Raw genomic sequence first — 14,894 nt, forward strand, 5'->3', positions numbered from 1 at the left:
CCCCCGCCCCGAGGCGGCGCGGTCCGCGGGAACGAGGGGAAGGCCCGCGCGCCGCCGCGGGCGGAGAGGGGCGTCCCCGGGCCGAGCCCGCCCTGACCCGTGAGGGCATCGTCCTGGCCGCGATCGGCGTCGCCGACGCGGAGGGCATCGAGGGGATGTCCATGCGCCGGGTCTCGACCGAGCTCCGGGTGAGCAGCATGGCCCTGTACCGGCACGTCGCGAACAAGGGCGAGCTGCTCACCGCGATGATCGACCACGTCTTCACCGAGGCCGCGCTCCCCGAACCACCGCCCGCCGACTGGCGGCGGGCCCTGGAGGTGGCGCTGCGCTGTGAGTGGGACATCTACCGGCGCCACCCGTGGGCCGTCCGGCTGACCATGATGGCCGGGGCCGTGGTCTCGCCGGCGTTGCTGACCAACGCCGAATGGATGCTCCGGGTGATGGTCTCCCGCGGGCGCACCCCCGACCAGGCCCAGGAGCTCCTCACCGTTCTGTCCGCCTACACCTCCGGTATGGCCCTCCAGGCCACACGGGTGGTGCTGGAGGAACACGAGTTCGGTATGGACACCGAGCAGTGGTGGCGCACCCGGGGCCCGGACTTCCTCCGGCTCGCGGACCAGGGCCGGTTCCCCACCCTGTTCGCCGCCTCCGCGCTGCCCGACGTCGACGGGGTCTTCTCGCTCGGCCTGAAGCACCTGCTCGACGGGATCGCGCCCTTGATGGAGGGCCCGGGCGCACCCTGAGCCCGCCCGGAAAGCCCGACACACCCACGACCTTCCTCCGTTCGACCTCCCGGCCCCGCAGACTTGTGCGCGTACGTTCGTCGGGGGAGGGGCGTGGGCGCAGTGGGAACGGGGGCCGGCTTCGGCTGGAACGCACCGTCGGACGCACGGCGCCCGAAGCGCGCCGTCACCCGGTGGTTGCTCGCCCACCGGGTGGACGACGTCGGCGGGGCCGGCTCCCGTCCCCGGGCCGAGCGCCAGCATCCCTGGTGGAAGGTCATGTGCCTGACCGGCGTGGACTACTTCTCCACGCTCAGTTACCTACCGAGCATCGCCCTGCTCACCGCCGGTGCGCTCGCGCCGTTGGCGACCCTGCTCATCGTGGTGCTGACGCTGTTCGGGATGCTGCCGATCTACCGTCGGGTGGCCGAGCGCAGTCCGCACGGCCAAGGGTCGGTGGCGATGCTGGAACACCTGCTCCCGGAGTGGCGCGGCAAGTTCCTGGTCCTGTGTCTGCTGGGGTTCGTGGCCACCTCCTGGATCGTGACCATGACCCTGTCCACCGCCGACGCCACCGCGCACCTGGTCGCCAACCCCTACGCTCCCGACGCCCTGCTGGAACAACGGGTGCCGATCACCCTGGCGCTGTTGGCGGTGCTGGGGGCGGTCTTCCTGGCCGGGTTCCGGGAGGCGGTGCGGATCGCCATCCCCCTGGTCGTGTTGTTCCTGCTGTTGAACGCCGTGGTGGTCGTGGCGGGGATCGTCCACATCGCCGCGCACCCGGAGACGCTCCTGCACTGGGAGGTACGGCTGTGGAGCGGTGGGGCGGGGTCGGTGACCACCACCGTGCTGCTCGCCTTCCCCTTGCTGGTGCTGGGGTTGTCCGGGTTCGAGACCGGGGTGAGCATGATGCCCCTGGTGCGGGCCGACGGTGTCGGACCACGGGAACGTCTGCGCCGACGCATCGCCGACACCCGGAAGCTGCTCACCACCGCCGCGGTGATCATGAGCGTGTACCTGGTGGCCACCACGCTGGTCACCGGGGTGCTGGTCCCGGACTCGGCGGTCCGACCGGGAGGCCCGGCGGAGGACCGGGCCCTGGCCTACCTGGCCCACGAGTACCTCGGTGAGGGGTTCGGGACGGTCTACGACGTCAGCACGATTCTCATCCTGTGGTTCGCCGGTGCCTCCGCGATGGCCGGGCTGATCAACATCGTGCCCCGCTACCTGCCCAGGTACGGCATGGCGCCGGCCTGGGGTACCGCCGTGCGGCCGGTGGTGCTGGTGTACACCGCCGTGGCCATGATGATCACGATCGTGTTCGGGGCCAGTGTGGACGGGCAGTCCGGTGCCTACGCCACCGGGATCCTGGCCATGCTCGTCACCTCGGCGATCGCGGTCACCATCATCGTTCACCGCCGGGGCTCCCGATGGGGGACGGCCGGCTTCGCCTTCCTCACGCTGGTGTTCGGCTACGCGCTCGCCGACAACATCGTCACCCGCCCCGACGGGCTGCTCATCGCCCTGGTGTTCGTGCTGGGGATCATGCTGGTGTCGCTGGTCTCGCGGGCGTTGCGCACCACCGAGCTGCGCACCGACCGTGTGGAGGTCGACGCGCGGGCCATGGAGTTCGCGCGTGAGGCGGTGCTGCGCGGCACCGCCATGCACCTGTTCGCCAACCGGCCCCGCACGGGGGTGGCGGACGAGTACGCGGAGACCGAGGCCGACCGGCTCCGGCTCAACCCGCTGCCCCTGCAACGGCCGCCCCTGTTCCTGGAGGTGGAGGTGCGCCACCCCTCGGAGTTCGGCGGCATCCTACGCGTCCACGGGGTGGACGTGCACGGGCACCGGGTGTTGCGGGTGCGCGGGCCCTCGGCGCCCAACGCCCTGGCCGCGGTCCTGCTGTGCCTGCGCGACGCCACCGGTACCGTGCCGCACTGCCACTTCACCTGGTCGGAGCGGTCGCCGTTGCGGTCGTTCGTGCGGTTCGCGGTGCTGGGCGAGGGGGGAACGGCCCTGTTCACCCGGGAGATCCTCCGGGAGGTCGAACCCGATCCCGACCAGAGGCCGGTGGTCCACGTCAGCTGAGTCCGGGGTCAGACCGGCGAGTCGCCGAGCGCGAGCCCGCAGTCGGCGCGCATGTCCACCCAGGTCTGGTGGGCCTCCTCGGCGTCCTCGCCCTCGTAGGGCACCGGCACCCCGCCCTGGATCCGCGCGGGCGTCCACTCGGAGTCCAGGACCCCGCCCTGGTCGAGCGTGAGGGTGAGCACACCGGTCTCGGCGGTCGGGCCGTTGAAGTTGTAGAACACGAAGTTGCTCAGGCCGTAGTGCACGTAGGCCTCACCCTGGAAGCCTCCGGGGGAGAGCACGTGCGCGTGGCCACCGACCACGGTCGTGGCGCCCGCGGCGATGAGCTCGTCGGCCAGTGCGGGGGCGTGCGGGAGCGGGCAGTGCGCGCCCTCCAGACCCCAGTGCAGGTAGACCACGACGTTGTCGTGTTCGGCGGCGGCGTCGGCGACGGCCTCCAGCAGCCGGTCCTTCATCTCGAACTTGGTGGTGGCCAGTCCGGGCCTGCCCTCTCCCGCCGTCCACTCGGGAATGAGGTGATCGTCCAGCACGTCCGTGGCGCCGAACATGGCGACGGTCTGGCCGTTGACCTCGAAGACGTGCGGGGCGTAGGCCTCGTCGACGTCGCGTCCGGCACCCACGAGGGCGACCGGTGAGGCGTCCCCGTGGTCGAGGGTGTCGAGGAGACCGTCCCGGCCGAAGTCCATGCCGTGGTTGTTGGCGAGGGTGGCCACGTCCACGCCGGCGGCGTCCAGGGCCTCCAGCGCGCTCGCGGGGGCGCGGAAGACGAAGTCCTTGTCGGGGGCGGGGGTGCCGCCCTCGGTGATCGCGGTCTCCAGGTTGACCATGGCCAGGTCGGCCGCGGAGAGCCGTGCGGAGATCGGGTCGAGTGCGGTCGCGGGGTCCTCCAGACGGGGCCGGAGCATGCCCTCGAACATCACGTCGCCGCCGAAGGCGAGGGTGAAGGGTTCGGGTGTCGCCTCGCTGGAGGCCTGGGGTGCCGCGGTGCCCTCCCCGGGGGCCACGGCACCCTCGCCGGGGGAACCGTCGTCCGCCGAGGAACAAGCGGCGGTGATGACCAGAACGAGGGCCGCGGCGCCGGCCGCGAGGGCCCGGTGCCGGTGTGGACGCTGGTGTTCGAGGTGCATACGCGCTCCAGTGGGGAGGGGGATGCAGGGGCATATCCGCTGGGTAGGACGCCTGCCCACCGGATCCGGTTGGCCGTCATGGCCGGAGGGGCGCCCCGGGCGGGCCCCCGTCCTGTCACCGAGTGATCACTCTCCGGCGCCTCGGTGTGCGGCGCGTCGTGTTCTTCGCGTGGTGACGGGCATCGGGTCGGGCGATGGCTCGTCCGGGCCAGGGTATGCGCTCGTGACCAGCGGTTTCATGAATTCCGGCGGCGTGCCTCGGCGGGGGTTGGTCTCGCGAGGGTGTGTCGGTCCGCGTTGAGGCCGACTAAACGGGTCAATATTCTCCTTTTGGTCACCGAGTTCCTTTCAGTCAATTATGGATACAGGGTTTGCGGCGCCCTGTCGTGGCTCGAAAAACGAATCTACGAAGTTTCTTAGTCCACTTCTCGGGCGTTCGAGGGAAGAAATTTTCTCCCCCCGTCAGCGACTCATCGTCATGATTAGTGACTTTTAGTCACTGATAATAAAGCTCTGAACAGTATGTATGACGAAGAGTGATTGAATATGCGTGTTGCGTGGTCAGGTGGGGTAAGAAGGAATCTCGGAAACGTCCTGCGCGTCCGCCCGCTCTCCTCTAACGTTTCGGTCCGTTGGCGGTCGTCCGAGGAATGAACTCCGAATGGGCGTGTCCGTCACCTCTGCACGTACACCCGGGCCACCCCGCCGTGCCACCGATCTGTGGTGGACGGGCCCGTCCATCGTGTGACCCTCCCGAGCGACCGCAGCGACGGCGCCGGGTCCAGGACACACCGAACTCGCGCTCCGCTCGGCGCGTCCCTGGCAGTCTCGTGAAAGGTCCAGTCGCACCATGCGCAACACGTTCCGTTACTCCTTCGCCACCGCCATGACCGCGGGCCTCGTGCTCGCGCCGCTGGGTGCCGCGTTCGCCGACACCCAGACCGACGGTTCCGGCGGCGTGGGCAGCGGCAACCAGGTCGTCGTCCCCGTCGACGTCGAAGCCGACCTGTGCGGCAACTCGCTCGCCATCCTCGGCATCTCCAAGGCCGAGTGCACCCAGGTGTCCGAGGTCCTCTACGAGAGCAGCGGCCAGGCCACCACCACCGACGGTTCGGGTGGTGTCGCCTCCGGCAACCAGATCATCGTTCCTGTCGACGCCGCCCTCGACGTGTGCGGCAACTCCGTCGCCGTCGCGGGTGTGTCCGAGGCCGAGTGCACCTCCGTCGTCGAGGTCCTGGAGGAGGAGGGCACCCCGAGCACCAACGCCTCCACCGACGGTTCCGGCGGCGTGGGCAGCGGCAACCAGATCGTCCTGCCGGTCGACGCCGCGGTCGACATCTGCGGCAACTCGGTCGCCATCCTCGGCGGCGCCAGCGCCAAGTGCACCACGATCATCAACATCATCCACGCCGCCCCGGAGAACGAGGGCGCGCCCGCCACCGACGGTTCCGGCGGTGTGGCCAGCGGCAACCAGGTCATCGTCCCCGTCGACGCCGCGGTCGAGATCTGCGGCAACGCCGTGTCCGTGCTCGGTATCGCCCAGGCCTCCTGCGTCGAGAAGATCTCCGAGGGCGAGAAGCCGGAGAAGCCCGAGGAGGAGAAGCCGGAGACTCCGGAGGAGGAGAAGCCGGAGACCCCCGAGGAGGAGAAGCCCGAGGTTCCCGAGGAGAAGCCGGAGACCCCGGAGAAGGAGCAGGAGCGCGACGAGGAGCCCTCCGACGACAAGCCCGCCCCCGTCGACCAGGCCGGTAGCCCCGACCTCGCCGTCACCGGTGGTGCCCTGAGCGGTCTGGTCGCCGCCGCCCTGGCCGCCGTCGGCGCCGGTGGCGCGGGCCTGTACTTCGCCCGCAAGCGCAAGGCCGCCGCCGGCGCCGACGAGGAGTAGGACACACTCCTCACCCGCGTTCACGCCTACGGCCGCGGCGCACCACTCCTCGACACGGGGGCGGTGCGCCGCGGCCACAGTCGTCTCTTAACCTCGAAGACGTGCTCACAGTCCTGTTCTCCAGACGCATGCTGGCCTTCCACGCGCTGGTCGTGCTGCTCGTCCCCGCCTTCATCTGGCTGGGTTTTTGGCAGCTCGACCGTGCCGAACTACGGGCCTCGGCGGTCAACCTCCAACGGGACAACGTCGCCGCCGCACCCGTGCCGGTGGAGGAACTCACCTCCGTGGACGGCGAGGTCCCGCCCGAGGACCGCTGGCGCACCGTCGAGGCCACCGGGACCTGGGACACCGACCACCAGCTTCTGCTGCGCAACCGGGACGGCACCCAGGGGGTGGGGTTCCACGTCCTCACGCCGTTGGTCACCGAGGACGGGGTCGGGCTGCTCGTCAACCGGGGATGGATCGAGCGCGGCGAGACCGCCCAGGACACCCCCGAGGTCCCCCCGGTTCCGGAGGGACCCATCGAGGTGACCGGGCGTCTGCAGTTCGGTGAGACCGAGGAGAACACCGGGCTGCGCGAGCACGACGGTCTGCCCGAGGGGCAGATCATGTTCGTCGACGTCGACCGTCTCGCCGACGCGCTGCCCTACCCGATCTACGGCGGCTACGTCGAGCTCACCGACCAGGACCCGGCCCCCGACCCCGCGCCCGAACGCCTGGAGCTGCGGCAGGAGGACACCGGGATGAGCGCCTCCTACGCCTTCCAGTGGTGGGTGTTCAGCATCGTCGTGGTCGTCGGGTGGATCATCCTCATGCGGCGTGAGCTCCGCGAGGCCGCCGAGGACGGGGGCGACGGCGGCGACACCCCGGCCACGGGACCCGACAGCCCCCCGGACGCCCCGACCGACGCCCCGAGCGGCGACACCGGTGGCGCGGCCGATGGCGACGCCGCCGAGGAGAGCGTCCCGCGGACACGGGCCTAGGGCCGTGCTCCTTCCGGAGCCTCGGCCGCGCCGCGTCCCGTGTCCGGGCGCCCCACGGCACGGCGGACGCCCTCGGAGACCGCGGCGGGGGCGCGCGTTCCTCGGGTTCCCACCTCCGGACCCTCCCCGGTTCGTCGGAAGCACCGTCCGCCGGTGCCCCGACCGCGGAACACCGCCGGGCATCATCGAACCGTGCCCCGTCCCTCGATGCGCGGACACGGGCGGGACGCGACGCAGGCCTCAACGAACGTGCAGCCGAGGGAGCAGTGTGGACGACGTGAACGAGGGACCGGACTACCCGGCCTCCGGCGGGGTGGAGCGACGCGCCATGGGCGCGGAGGAGAGCGCCCGGGTCGGTCGACTGTGGTGGGACGGGGCGGCCGACGCCTACCAGTCCGAGCACGGTGACTTCCTGCGCGACGCCGGGTTCGTCTGGTCCCCCGAGGGGCTCGACGAGGCCGAGGCACGGCTGCTCGGCGACGTGACCGGCGCCCGGGTCCTGGAGGTCGGCTGCGGAGCCGGCCAGTGCTCGCGGTGGTTGCGTTCCCAGGGTGTGGCGGAGGTGGTCGCCTTCGACCTCTCGTGGCGGCAGCTCCAGCACTCCCGACGGATCGACGAACAGACCGACCTGCGGGTGCCCGCCGTCCAGGCCGACGCCCAGCGCATGCCGTTCGCCCCCGGCTCCTTCGACGTGGTGTTCTCCGCCTTCGGGGCGTTCCCGTTCGTGCCCGCCGCCGAGACCGCGTTGGCCGAGGCCGCGCGGGTGCTGCGCCCCGGGGGACGCCTCGTGTTCTCGGTGACCCACCCGATCCGGTGGTGCTTCCCCGACGACCCCACCGAGCAGGGGCTGACCCTCGGGCAGTCCTACTTCGACCGGCGCGCCTACGTGGAGGAGGACGACGAGGGGCGTGCCCTGTACGCCGAACACCACCACACGGTCGGCGACTGGGTGAGGGGCATCGTGGCCGCCGGCCTGGTCCTGCGCGACCTGGTCGAACCCGAGTGGCCCGAGGACAACGACCAGGTGTGGGGCGGCTGGGGGCCGCTGCGAGGGCGCCTCATCCCGGGTACCGCGGTGTTCGTCGCGGACAGGCCGTAGGTCGGTCGTGCGGGAACACGGGTCCGGCCCGCGGTGCTCGGGTCGGATCCGCCGCGGGGTCGGGCCGTGGCCGGGCGAGGGCGACGGGTGACCGGACAGCCGCTCCTCGGCCCGAGCGCGACCACGCGGTGGCTTCGGGGCGGCGAGGGGAGCGACGGTGGCGTGAGGTTCCCGTGACTGGGGACGACGGACCCGGGAGGTCCACGAACGGGGACCGGTCCGTGTCGAGAGAGCGGGGTACGCCGGATGAACGCCTGGAACGGAGCCTGGGAGAGTGCCGGACCGGGCGGGGTGCGGATCCGCACCACCACCCCGCGGGACCACCGGCGGATCGTCGAGGTGTGTGACGACTGGTGGGGCAGGCCGGTGGCGCACATTCTGCCGCGCCTGTTCCTGGACCACTTCCACACGACCTGTCTGGTCGCCGACGACCCCCACCTCGCGGGGTTCCTGGTGGGTTTCCCCTCTCCGTCCCTGCCGGAGGAGGCCTACGTGCACTTCGCCGGGGTCGCTCCGGACCACCGCCGGACCGGTCTGGCGCGGGAGCTGTACCGCCTGTTCGTCGAGGCGGCCCGGACCGACGGGCGTACCGTGGTGCGGGCGGTCACCTCACCGGCCAACGAGCGGTCGATCGCCTTCCATCGGTCCGTGGGCTTCACCGTGACCGGCCCGCACGCGGGATACGACGGGCCCGGGAACGACCGGATGTGCTTCACCCTGCGTCTGTGACGGGGGCCGGGCGCGTATCATCCCTGTCGACCGACCCGGAGGAGGAAGCGTGCGGCTCAAGCTCGACCTACACGACATCTTCAACAAGGGCCGCAGCATCGACCAGGCCCTGAGCGACATCATGGACGAGGCCGAGCGCAAGAAGGCCAAGACCGTCGAGATCATCCCCGGCAAGGGCTCGGGTGCGTTGAAGAAGCGGGTGCTGCGCTTCCTCGACCGCAAGGACGTCAAGGCGCGGTACCACCGTGTCGAGAAGGATTCCAAGAACTTCGGTCGCCTGTTCGTCCACTTCAAGCACTGACTCCCGGCGGTCCGATGGGTGAGAGACAGAAGTGCCTGTTCAGCGACCGGCTGGTCCTGGAACCCCTCGCGGAACGGCATGCCGATGCCGTGGTGGACCTGTTCGCCGACCCTGCCATGAGCTCCCTGTTGGGGACGGATCTCTCCGCCCCGACCCTGGCCCGCCGGATGGTCGACGACCGGCTTGCCTACGACGGGCCACCGGAACCGGGGCACTGGGCCGTGCTGCTCGACGGCGACCTGGTCGGCCTCGCCCATCTGCGCCCTTCAGGGGAACTGCCCGACGGGCTGCCGGAGATCGGCTGGTACCTGGCCGCCCGCCACGGCGGGCGGGGCCTGGCCACCGAGGCGGCCCGGGCCCTGCTCCGTCACGGCCTCGACGACCTGGGCCTGCACTCGGTCTGGGCGCTCGTCCACGTCGACAACGCCCCCAGCCTGCGTCTGGCCCGGCGGCTGGGCCTGCTCGTGGTCGGCGAGGGCCACCACGACAACGGTCCCCACCGTGTCCACGTGGGCCTGCCCGGGCCGGTCTGATCTCGTGATCGTCGATGTGCGGGGCGGTCGACGCTGGTCGAGGCTCAGGCGTGGGCGTGGAGGAACCGTGTGAGCTCCTCCGCCGTGGGCGCGGTGGCGGGGCCCCGGCGGGTGACCGCGAGTGCGGCGGCCGCGTTGGCGCGTCGCGCGGCCCGCTCCGGTGTCTCCCCCTCCGCCAGCGCGGCGGTGAACACCCCGACGTGGGCGTCGCCCGCACCGTTGGTGTCCACGGCCTCCACGGCGAACCCGGGGACGCGCGCGGGGTCGGTGCCCGGTGTGGCGACCACACACCCCTGGGCGCCGGTGCGCAGCACCACCACCCCACCGGTCCGCCGCGACAGGGCGGAGGCCGCCGCCTCTCGGTCCGGTGTTCCGGCGAGCGTGGCGGCCTCGGCGGCGCTGAGGCTCAGCACGTCGACCCGGGGCAGGACCCGGTCCAGGGTCGCGGTGGGGATCCGCCCCACCACCGGTGCGGGGTCCAGGACCAGACGCACGTCGGGGGAGAGCTCACCGATCCACGTGACCAGGTCGTCGGCGCGGTCCCCCGGCAACAGCGCGTAGCCCACCGTGTAGACGAAGTCGCCCGCGTCCGGACGCACGCCGCGCAGGTCGGACAGCGGCAGGTCCATCTCGGCGCCCAGGTGGGTGACGAAGGTGCGTTCGGCGCTCGGGTCCACCAGGGCCACGCAGAAACCAGTGTCGTCGGGGCGCGGCGGGTGCGCGACCGCGACCCCGGTGTCGCGCAGGGCCGCCCGCACCAGGTCGCCGTGCGGTCCGGTGCCGTGCGCCCCCGCGTAGACCACCTCCAGGCCGGCCCGCGACGCCGCCGCGACCACGTTGAACCCGCCCCCGGGCAGGGTCCGGGCGGAGTGCGCGAAGGAGCCGCCGCCGGCCGGGGGGACGGCGTCGACCTCCATCACGACGTCGATGATCACCGGTCCCACATGGTGGAGTCGTCCGGGCACGGCGGGGTTCCTCTCGTCGGTTCGTGTTCGGATCATCTCGCAGGTGGTTGTCGAGTCTTTGCCGGTGAGGTCCCGCCCCCATGATCGTGACCGTTCCAGACTCGGAGGGAGTAGGCGCGACAGGAGGAAGAACCCATGATGACCACCGACTTCGTCACCGGATCACCCCGATGGGTCGAGTTGGGGTCCAACTCGCCCATGGCCTCGGCGGACTTCTTCAAGCGGGTGTTCGGGTGTGAGGCCGAGTCCGCGGGCGCCCGGGTCGGCGACTACCTGCTCATGCGTTCCGAGGGGGCGAACGTGGCCGGGATCGGGCCGCGCGTCGTCGACACCGAACCCCCGTCCTGGACGGTCTACTTCCACGTGGACGACATCGAGGCGGCCTCGTTGCGCGTCCGCGAACTGGGCGGGGTCCTCCAGGTGGAGCCCACGGAGGTCTTCGAGCTCGGTCGGATGGCGCACGCCACCGACCCCCAGGGCGGGTGGTTCTCCCTCTGGGAACCGGGGGAGTTCACGAGCATGGAGGCGGCCGATCGACCGGGCGCACTGTGCTGGGTGGAGCTGTGGACCCCCTCGGGGCGGGGCGCCACGGAGTTCTACGGCGGCCTGTTCGGGTGGCGGTGCGAGGACATCGCCCTCCCCGGCGGGGCCGGGACCTACACGACGCTGGGTCCGGCGGGGTCGGGCGAGGACCGGTACTTCGGCGGGATCATGGGCGTGGCGCCCGAGCACCTGTCGCAGACGGACGGGGCCGCCGACTGGCATCCGGTCTTCCAGGTAGCGGACTGCGACGCGACGGCGGCGTCGGTGCGCGACGCGGACGGGCGGGTGCACATGGGCCCCGAGGACGCCCCGGGGGTGGGCCGGATCGCCGTGTGCTCGGATCGGTTCTCCGCGGGGTTCGTCGTCCTGGACCCGCGCGATGGTGGGCGCTGAGTCGGGCTTGCCGACTTTTTGCCGGGACGATTCCCCATGGTGTCGGTGCCTCGGAGCACACTGCTGGGACCCGTGACTGGAGGCAGGCATGATCACCACCGACTACGTCCTCGGTTCGCCCTGTTGGGCCGAGGTCACCAGCCCGGACGTCGACGCCTCGGCCGCCTTCTACGGCCGGTTGTTCGGCTGGGAGGCCGAGTCGGCAGGACCGGAGACCGGGGGATACGTCAACTTCCGCCTGGAGGGCGCGCTGGTGGGCGCGCTCAGTCCGAGGATGACCGAGGACCAGCCGATCGCCTGGACCATCTACCTGAACACACCCGACGTGGACGCGACCGTGGCGGCCGCCAGGGACCTCGGCGCCACCGTCTACGTCGATCCGATGGAGGTGATGGGGCTGGGCCGGATGGCCTACCTGGCCGACCCGCAGGGCGGTGCGGTCCCGCTCTGGCAGCCCCGGTCCTTCCCGGGAGCGGAGGTGGTCGACGCTCCGGGCTCGCTCATGTGGACCGAACTCTGGACACCCTCGGTGGTGGGCGCCAAGGACTTCTACGGTGCGCTGCTCGGGTGGGAGTTCGCCGACGTCCCGATCGGTGACGACACGTACGCGACCATCCGCCCGGCCGAGCAGGGCGAGGACCGGTACTTCGGCGGGATGATGGGCGTGCCGCCCGAGAGGCTGCCGCAGACCGAGGGGGCCGCCGACTGGCATCCGGTCTTCCACGTCGTGGACTGCGACGCCGCCGTGGCCCGGGTACGCGAGGCCGGTGGCCAGGTCTACATGGGGCCGGACGACGCTCCCGGCGTGGGCCGGCTCGCGGTCTGCTCCGATCCGTTCTCGGCGGGCTTCGTCCTGCTCACACCGTCGCCCGAGTAGTCGCCCGGAGCGCGGTGGCCGGGGGCGGGGCGGTCCGTGGGCCGCCCCGCCCCCGCGGGGTCACTGACGGGAGACGGCGGAGGCCCCGCCGCGCAGCACGAACTTCTGGATCTTGCCGGTGGCGGTCTTGGGCAGCCGGTCCACGAACTCCACCTGCGTGGGCGCCTTGAAGTGGGCGAGGTGCTCGCGGGCGAAGGCGATGATCTCCGCCTCCGTCGGCGACGTGCCCTCATGCGCCACCACGAAGGCGAGCGGTGTCTCGCCCCAGCGTTCGTGCGGCACGCCCACGATGGCGGCCTCCAAGACCGCCGGGTGGCGGAGCAGGACCCCCTCCACCTCCACCGAGGAGATGTTCTCGCCGCCGGAGATGATGACGTCCTTGATCCGGTCCTGGATCTCCACGAAACCGTCGGGGTGGGTGACGGCGGCGTCGCCGGTGTGGAACCAGCCGTCGCCCATGGCCCGCTCGGTGGCCTCGGGGTCGTTGTAGTACCCCTTCATGACGACGTTGCCGCGGACCGTGATCTGGCCGACGGTCGCGCCGTCCCAGGGGACCTCGTCGCCCTTGTCGTCGATCACGCGTAGCTCACCGGAGGTGATGAGCTCCACTCCCTGGCGGGCCTTGAGCGTGCCGCGTTCGCGCACCGACAGTCCTCGGTGTTCGGGTCGTTTTTCACATACAGTAATGAATGGTGATGTTTCTGTCAGGCCGTACGCGTGGGTCACGGTCCACCCGAAGTCCTCCTCCAGGCGCTCGATGGTCTGCGCCGCCGGGGAGGCCCCCGCGGTGACCACGTGCACGCCGGGTGGGACGGTGCCCCGGACGTCCTCGGGCGTGTTGGCGAGCATGATGAGCACGGTGGGCGCGGCGCACAGCCAGCTCACCTCCTCGGTCCGGATCAGCTCGAACGCGCGTGCCGGGTCCATCGCCGGAAGGCACACGTGCGTGCCGCCGGCGGCGGTCACCGTCCACGTGTAGGTCCACCCGTTGGCGTGGAACATCGGGAGGGTCCACAGGTACTTCTGCCCCAGCTCGATGCGCAGGTGCAGCAGCGTGCCCACCGAGTTCATGTACGCGTTGCGATGGGTGATCATCACGCCCTTGGGGCGGGCGGTGGTCCCGGACGTGTAGTTGATGGTGAGCAGGTCCGTCTCCGCGATCTCCGGACGGTCGAAGTCCGGGGAGGCCTCCGCGACCAGCGCCTCGTAGTCCTCCCAGCCCTCGCGGGCGCCCTCCAACGCCACGAATCTCTCCACGTCGGGCATGCGGTCGCGCACCGTGTCCACCGCGTCGAGCTGGTCGGCGTGCACGCAGAGCACCTTGGCGCCGGAGTGGTTGACGATGTAGACGAAGTCGTCGGCGGTGAGGCGGAAGTTGATCGGGACGAGCACCGCGCCCAGCTGGGGGACGGCGTAGAACGACGCGAGCTGGGCGTGGGTGTTGGGCGCGATGTAGGCGACCCGGTCGCCGTGGGCCACACCCATGGACCGCAGGACGGACGACCAGCGGTCACAGCGGTCGAAGAACTGTTCGTAGGTCAGACGCAGGTCCCGGTCGACCACCGCCTCGCGCTGCGGGTGCAGTCTGCGGGCGCGGCGGGCGAACTCCAGGGGGGTCAGGGTGAGTTCCATGGTGCCCTCTCCTTCGGCGACGTCGTGGTGCTGGTGTGGCGTGTGTTCGGTTCGCGAGGGTGCCGGGTCAGAGTCCGAACAGTCCGGCCGCGTTGTCGTGCAGGACACCCCGCAACCAGTCGGGTCCCAGGTCGAGGTCGACCAGGACCCGGATCTGCTCGCGGTAGTCGTAGGGGATGTTCGGGAAGTCCGTACCCAGCAGAACGCGAGAACCGAGGTCGCGGAGCCGGGGAAGTTCGTCCGGTGGGAAGGGCGACAGCCTCTCGATGAACGGGGTGAACGCCATCGTGGTGTCCAGGTGCACCCGGTCGTACCGTTCGACCAGGTCCAGGAAGGCCGTGTACTCGGGGGCTCCCGCGTGGGCGACCACCGCCGTGAGTCGGGGGTGGTCGCGCAGGACCTCGGAGAAGGGGCCGGGGCCGGTGAACTCCCCGGGCATGGGTCCGGAGCCGCAGTGGACGACCACGGGGACGCCGGAGTCGGCGAGGGTCCCCCACACGCCGGCGAGCAGGGGATCGCGCGGATCGTAGGCGCCCACCTGGAGGTGCGCCTTGAAGACGCGCGCGCCGGACTCGATCGCCTCGGTGACGTAGTCCTCGGCGTCGTGCTCGGGGTAGAAGGTGGCACTGTGCAGACAGTCGGGGTTCCGGTCGGCGAAGGCGGCGGCCCAGGAGTTGAGCCAGGGGGCCATGTCCGGGCGGTGCGGATAGGACAGCGCGGTGAAGTACCGGACCCCGAGACCGCGCAGGACGTCGAGCCGGGCGTCCTGGTCGCCTCGGTAGGTGATGGGCCAGACGCCGTCGCCGAGGGCGTCGAAGTAGGCCCACACCTTGCGCAGGACGCGGTCCGGCATGAAGTGGGTGTGCACGTCCACGAGACCGGGGAGGCCGAGGTCCCGCCAGACCCGGCGGACCTCGGCGCTCTCGTCGGCTCCCGCCGGTGATGAGACTCCAGTCACATCGCACACCCTACGTCGGATCCGAACCGCGCTCGGGGTCGGGTGGGTGCGGTGGTGGT

At 71.2% G+C, this 14,894-nt stretch carries 14 protein-coding genes; 10 read left to right on the forward strand and 4 right to left on the reverse strand.

From position 1 onward, the window contains the following. On the forward strand, positions 1-743 hold a 743-nt coding region (locus DSY14_RS21695), incomplete at its 5' end, for a TetR/AcrR family transcriptional regulator (protein WP_211718456.1). A 93-nt stretch (positions 744-836) separates the two neighbouring features. Continuing rightward, the gene (locus DSY14_RS21700) at positions 837-2,810 is read left to right on the forward strand and encodes an amino acid transporter (protein WP_307851300.1); all 1,974 of its coding nucleotides are present in this window, start codon (positions 837-839) and stop codon (positions 2,808-2,810) included. Between the two features lie 8 nt (positions 2,811-2,818). On the opposite strand, the gene DSY14_RS21705 is transcribed toward DSY14_RS21700, so the two are convergent. Next, positions 2,819-3,937, reverse strand: coding sequence for a CapA family protein (locus DSY14_RS21705; RefSeq protein ID WP_211718457.1), 1,119 nt, complete (start codon positions 3,935-3,937; stop codon positions 2,819-2,821). A gap of 850 nt (positions 3,938-4,787) precedes the next feature. Here DSY14_RS21705 and DSY14_RS21710 point away from each other — a divergent pair. From DSY14_RS21710 to DSY14_RS21735, 6 genes are all read left to right on the forward strand, one after another. Beyond that, positions 4,788-5,822 carry a chaplin gene (locus DSY14_RS21710; protein WP_211718458.1) on the forward strand — a complete coding sequence of 345 codons (1,035 nt, stop codon included), beginning with the start codon at positions 4,788-4,790 and terminating at the stop codon, positions 5,820-5,822. 101 nt (positions 5,823-5,923) lie between these two features. Continuing rightward, positions 5,924-6,805 carry an SURF1 family protein gene (locus DSY14_RS21715; protein WP_211718459.1) on the forward strand — a complete coding sequence of 294 codons (882 nt, stop codon included), beginning with the start codon at positions 5,924-5,926 and terminating at the stop codon, positions 6,803-6,805. Positions 6,806-7,133: 328 nt separating this feature from the next. Beyond that, positions 7,134-7,904: a class I SAM-dependent methyltransferase gene (locus DSY14_RS21720; RefSeq protein WP_249188256.1), complete on the forward strand. Its 771-nt coding sequence runs from the start codon at positions 7,134-7,136 to the stop codon at positions 7,902-7,904. A 246-nt stretch (positions 7,905-8,150) separates the two neighbouring features. Continuing rightward, positions 8,151-8,633 (forward strand): GNAT family N-acetyltransferase, encoded by a 483-nt coding sequence (locus DSY14_RS21725; protein WP_211718460.1) that lies wholly within the window; start codon positions 8,151-8,153, stop codon positions 8,631-8,633. 49 nt (positions 8,634-8,682) lie between these two features. Continuing rightward, complete coding sequence (locus tag DSY14_RS21730; protein WP_211718461.1) at positions 8,683-8,934, forward strand: Smr/MutS family protein; 252 nt, start codon at positions 8,683-8,685, stop codon at positions 8,932-8,934. Between the two features lie 14 nt (positions 8,935-8,948). Next, positions 8,949-9,467 (forward strand): GNAT family N-acetyltransferase, encoded by a 519-nt coding sequence (locus DSY14_RS21735; RefSeq protein WP_211718462.1) that lies wholly within the window; start codon positions 8,949-8,951, stop codon positions 9,465-9,467. A gap of 44 nt (positions 9,468-9,511) precedes the next feature. Here DSY14_RS21735 and DSY14_RS21740 read toward each other — a convergent pair whose 3' ends face one another. Next, positions 9,512-10,432: a PfkB family carbohydrate kinase gene (locus DSY14_RS21740; protein WP_211718463.1), complete on the reverse strand. Its 921-nt coding sequence runs from the start codon at positions 10,430-10,432 to the stop codon at positions 9,512-9,514. A gap of 135 nt (positions 10,433-10,567) precedes the next feature. Here DSY14_RS21740 and DSY14_RS21745 point away from each other — a divergent pair, with 135 nt between their 5' ends. Both DSY14_RS21745 and DSY14_RS21750 read left to right on the forward strand, forming a co-directional pair. Continuing rightward, positions 10,568-11,368 (forward strand): VOC family protein, encoded by an 801-nt coding sequence (locus DSY14_RS21745; RefSeq protein WP_211718464.1) that lies wholly within the window; start codon positions 10,568-10,570, stop codon positions 11,366-11,368. Positions 11,369-11,456: 88 nt separating this feature from the next. Then, positions 11,457-12,245 carry a VOC family protein gene (locus tag DSY14_RS21750; RefSeq protein ID WP_211718465.1) on the forward strand — a complete coding sequence of 263 codons (789 nt, stop codon included), beginning with the start codon at positions 11,457-11,459 and terminating at the stop codon, positions 12,243-12,245. Between the two features lie 60 nt (positions 12,246-12,305). Here DSY14_RS21750 and DSY14_RS21755 read toward each other — a convergent pair whose 3' ends face one another. Both DSY14_RS21755 and DSY14_RS21760 read right to left on the reverse strand, forming a co-directional pair. Then, the gene (locus DSY14_RS21755; RefSeq protein WP_211718466.1) at positions 12,306-13,877 is read right to left on the reverse strand and encodes a long-chain-fatty-acid--CoA ligase; all 1,572 of its coding nucleotides are present in this window, start codon (positions 13,875-13,877) and stop codon (positions 12,306-12,308) included. Between the two features lie 67 nt (positions 13,878-13,944). After that, entirely contained in the window at positions 13,945-14,835 is an 891-nt protein-coding gene (locus DSY14_RS21760) for an amidohydrolase family protein (RefSeq protein WP_211718467.1), read from the reverse strand. Positions 14,836-14,894: the final 59 nt, after the last annotated feature.

It is taken from the genome of Nocardiopsis sp. MG754419, assembly GCF_018207095.1.
Taxonomy (GTDB): domain Bacteria; phylum Actinomycetota; class Actinomycetes; order Streptosporangiales; family Streptosporangiaceae; genus Nocardiopsis.

Excerpts from the sequence above, each read along its gene's own strand:
- DSY14_RS21710 (WP_211718458.1), top strand. The coding sequence starts at position 4,788 with ATGCGCAACACGTTCCGTTACTCCTTCGCCACCGCCATGACCGCGGGC.
- DSY14_RS21720 (WP_249188256.1), top strand. The coding sequence starts at position 7,134 with ATGGGCGCGGAGGAGAGCGCCCGGGTCGGTCGACTGTGGTGGGACGGG.
- DSY14_RS21705 (WP_211718457.1), bottom strand. The coding sequence starts at position 3,937 with ATGCACCTCGAACACCAGCGTCCACACCGGCACCGGGCCCTCGCGGCC.
- DSY14_RS21735 (WP_211718462.1), top strand. The coding sequence starts at position 8,949 with ATGGGTGAGAGACAGAAGTGCCTGTTCAGCGACCGGCTGGTCCTGGAA.
- DSY14_RS21725 (WP_211718460.1), top strand. The coding sequence starts at position 8,151 with ATGAACGCCTGGAACGGAGCCTGGGAGAGTGCCGGACCGGGCGGGGTG.
- DSY14_RS21755 (WP_211718466.1), bottom strand. The coding sequence starts at position 13,877 with ATGGAACTCACCCTGACCCCCCTGGAGTTCGCCCGCCGCGCCCGCAGA.
- DSY14_RS21750 (WP_211718465.1), top strand. The coding sequence starts at position 11,457 with ATGATCACCACCGACTACGTCCTCGGTTCGCCCTGTTGGGCCGAGGTC.
- DSY14_RS21745 (WP_211718464.1), top strand. The coding sequence starts at position 10,568 with ATGATGACCACCGACTTCGTCACCGGATCACCCCGATGGGTCGAGTTG.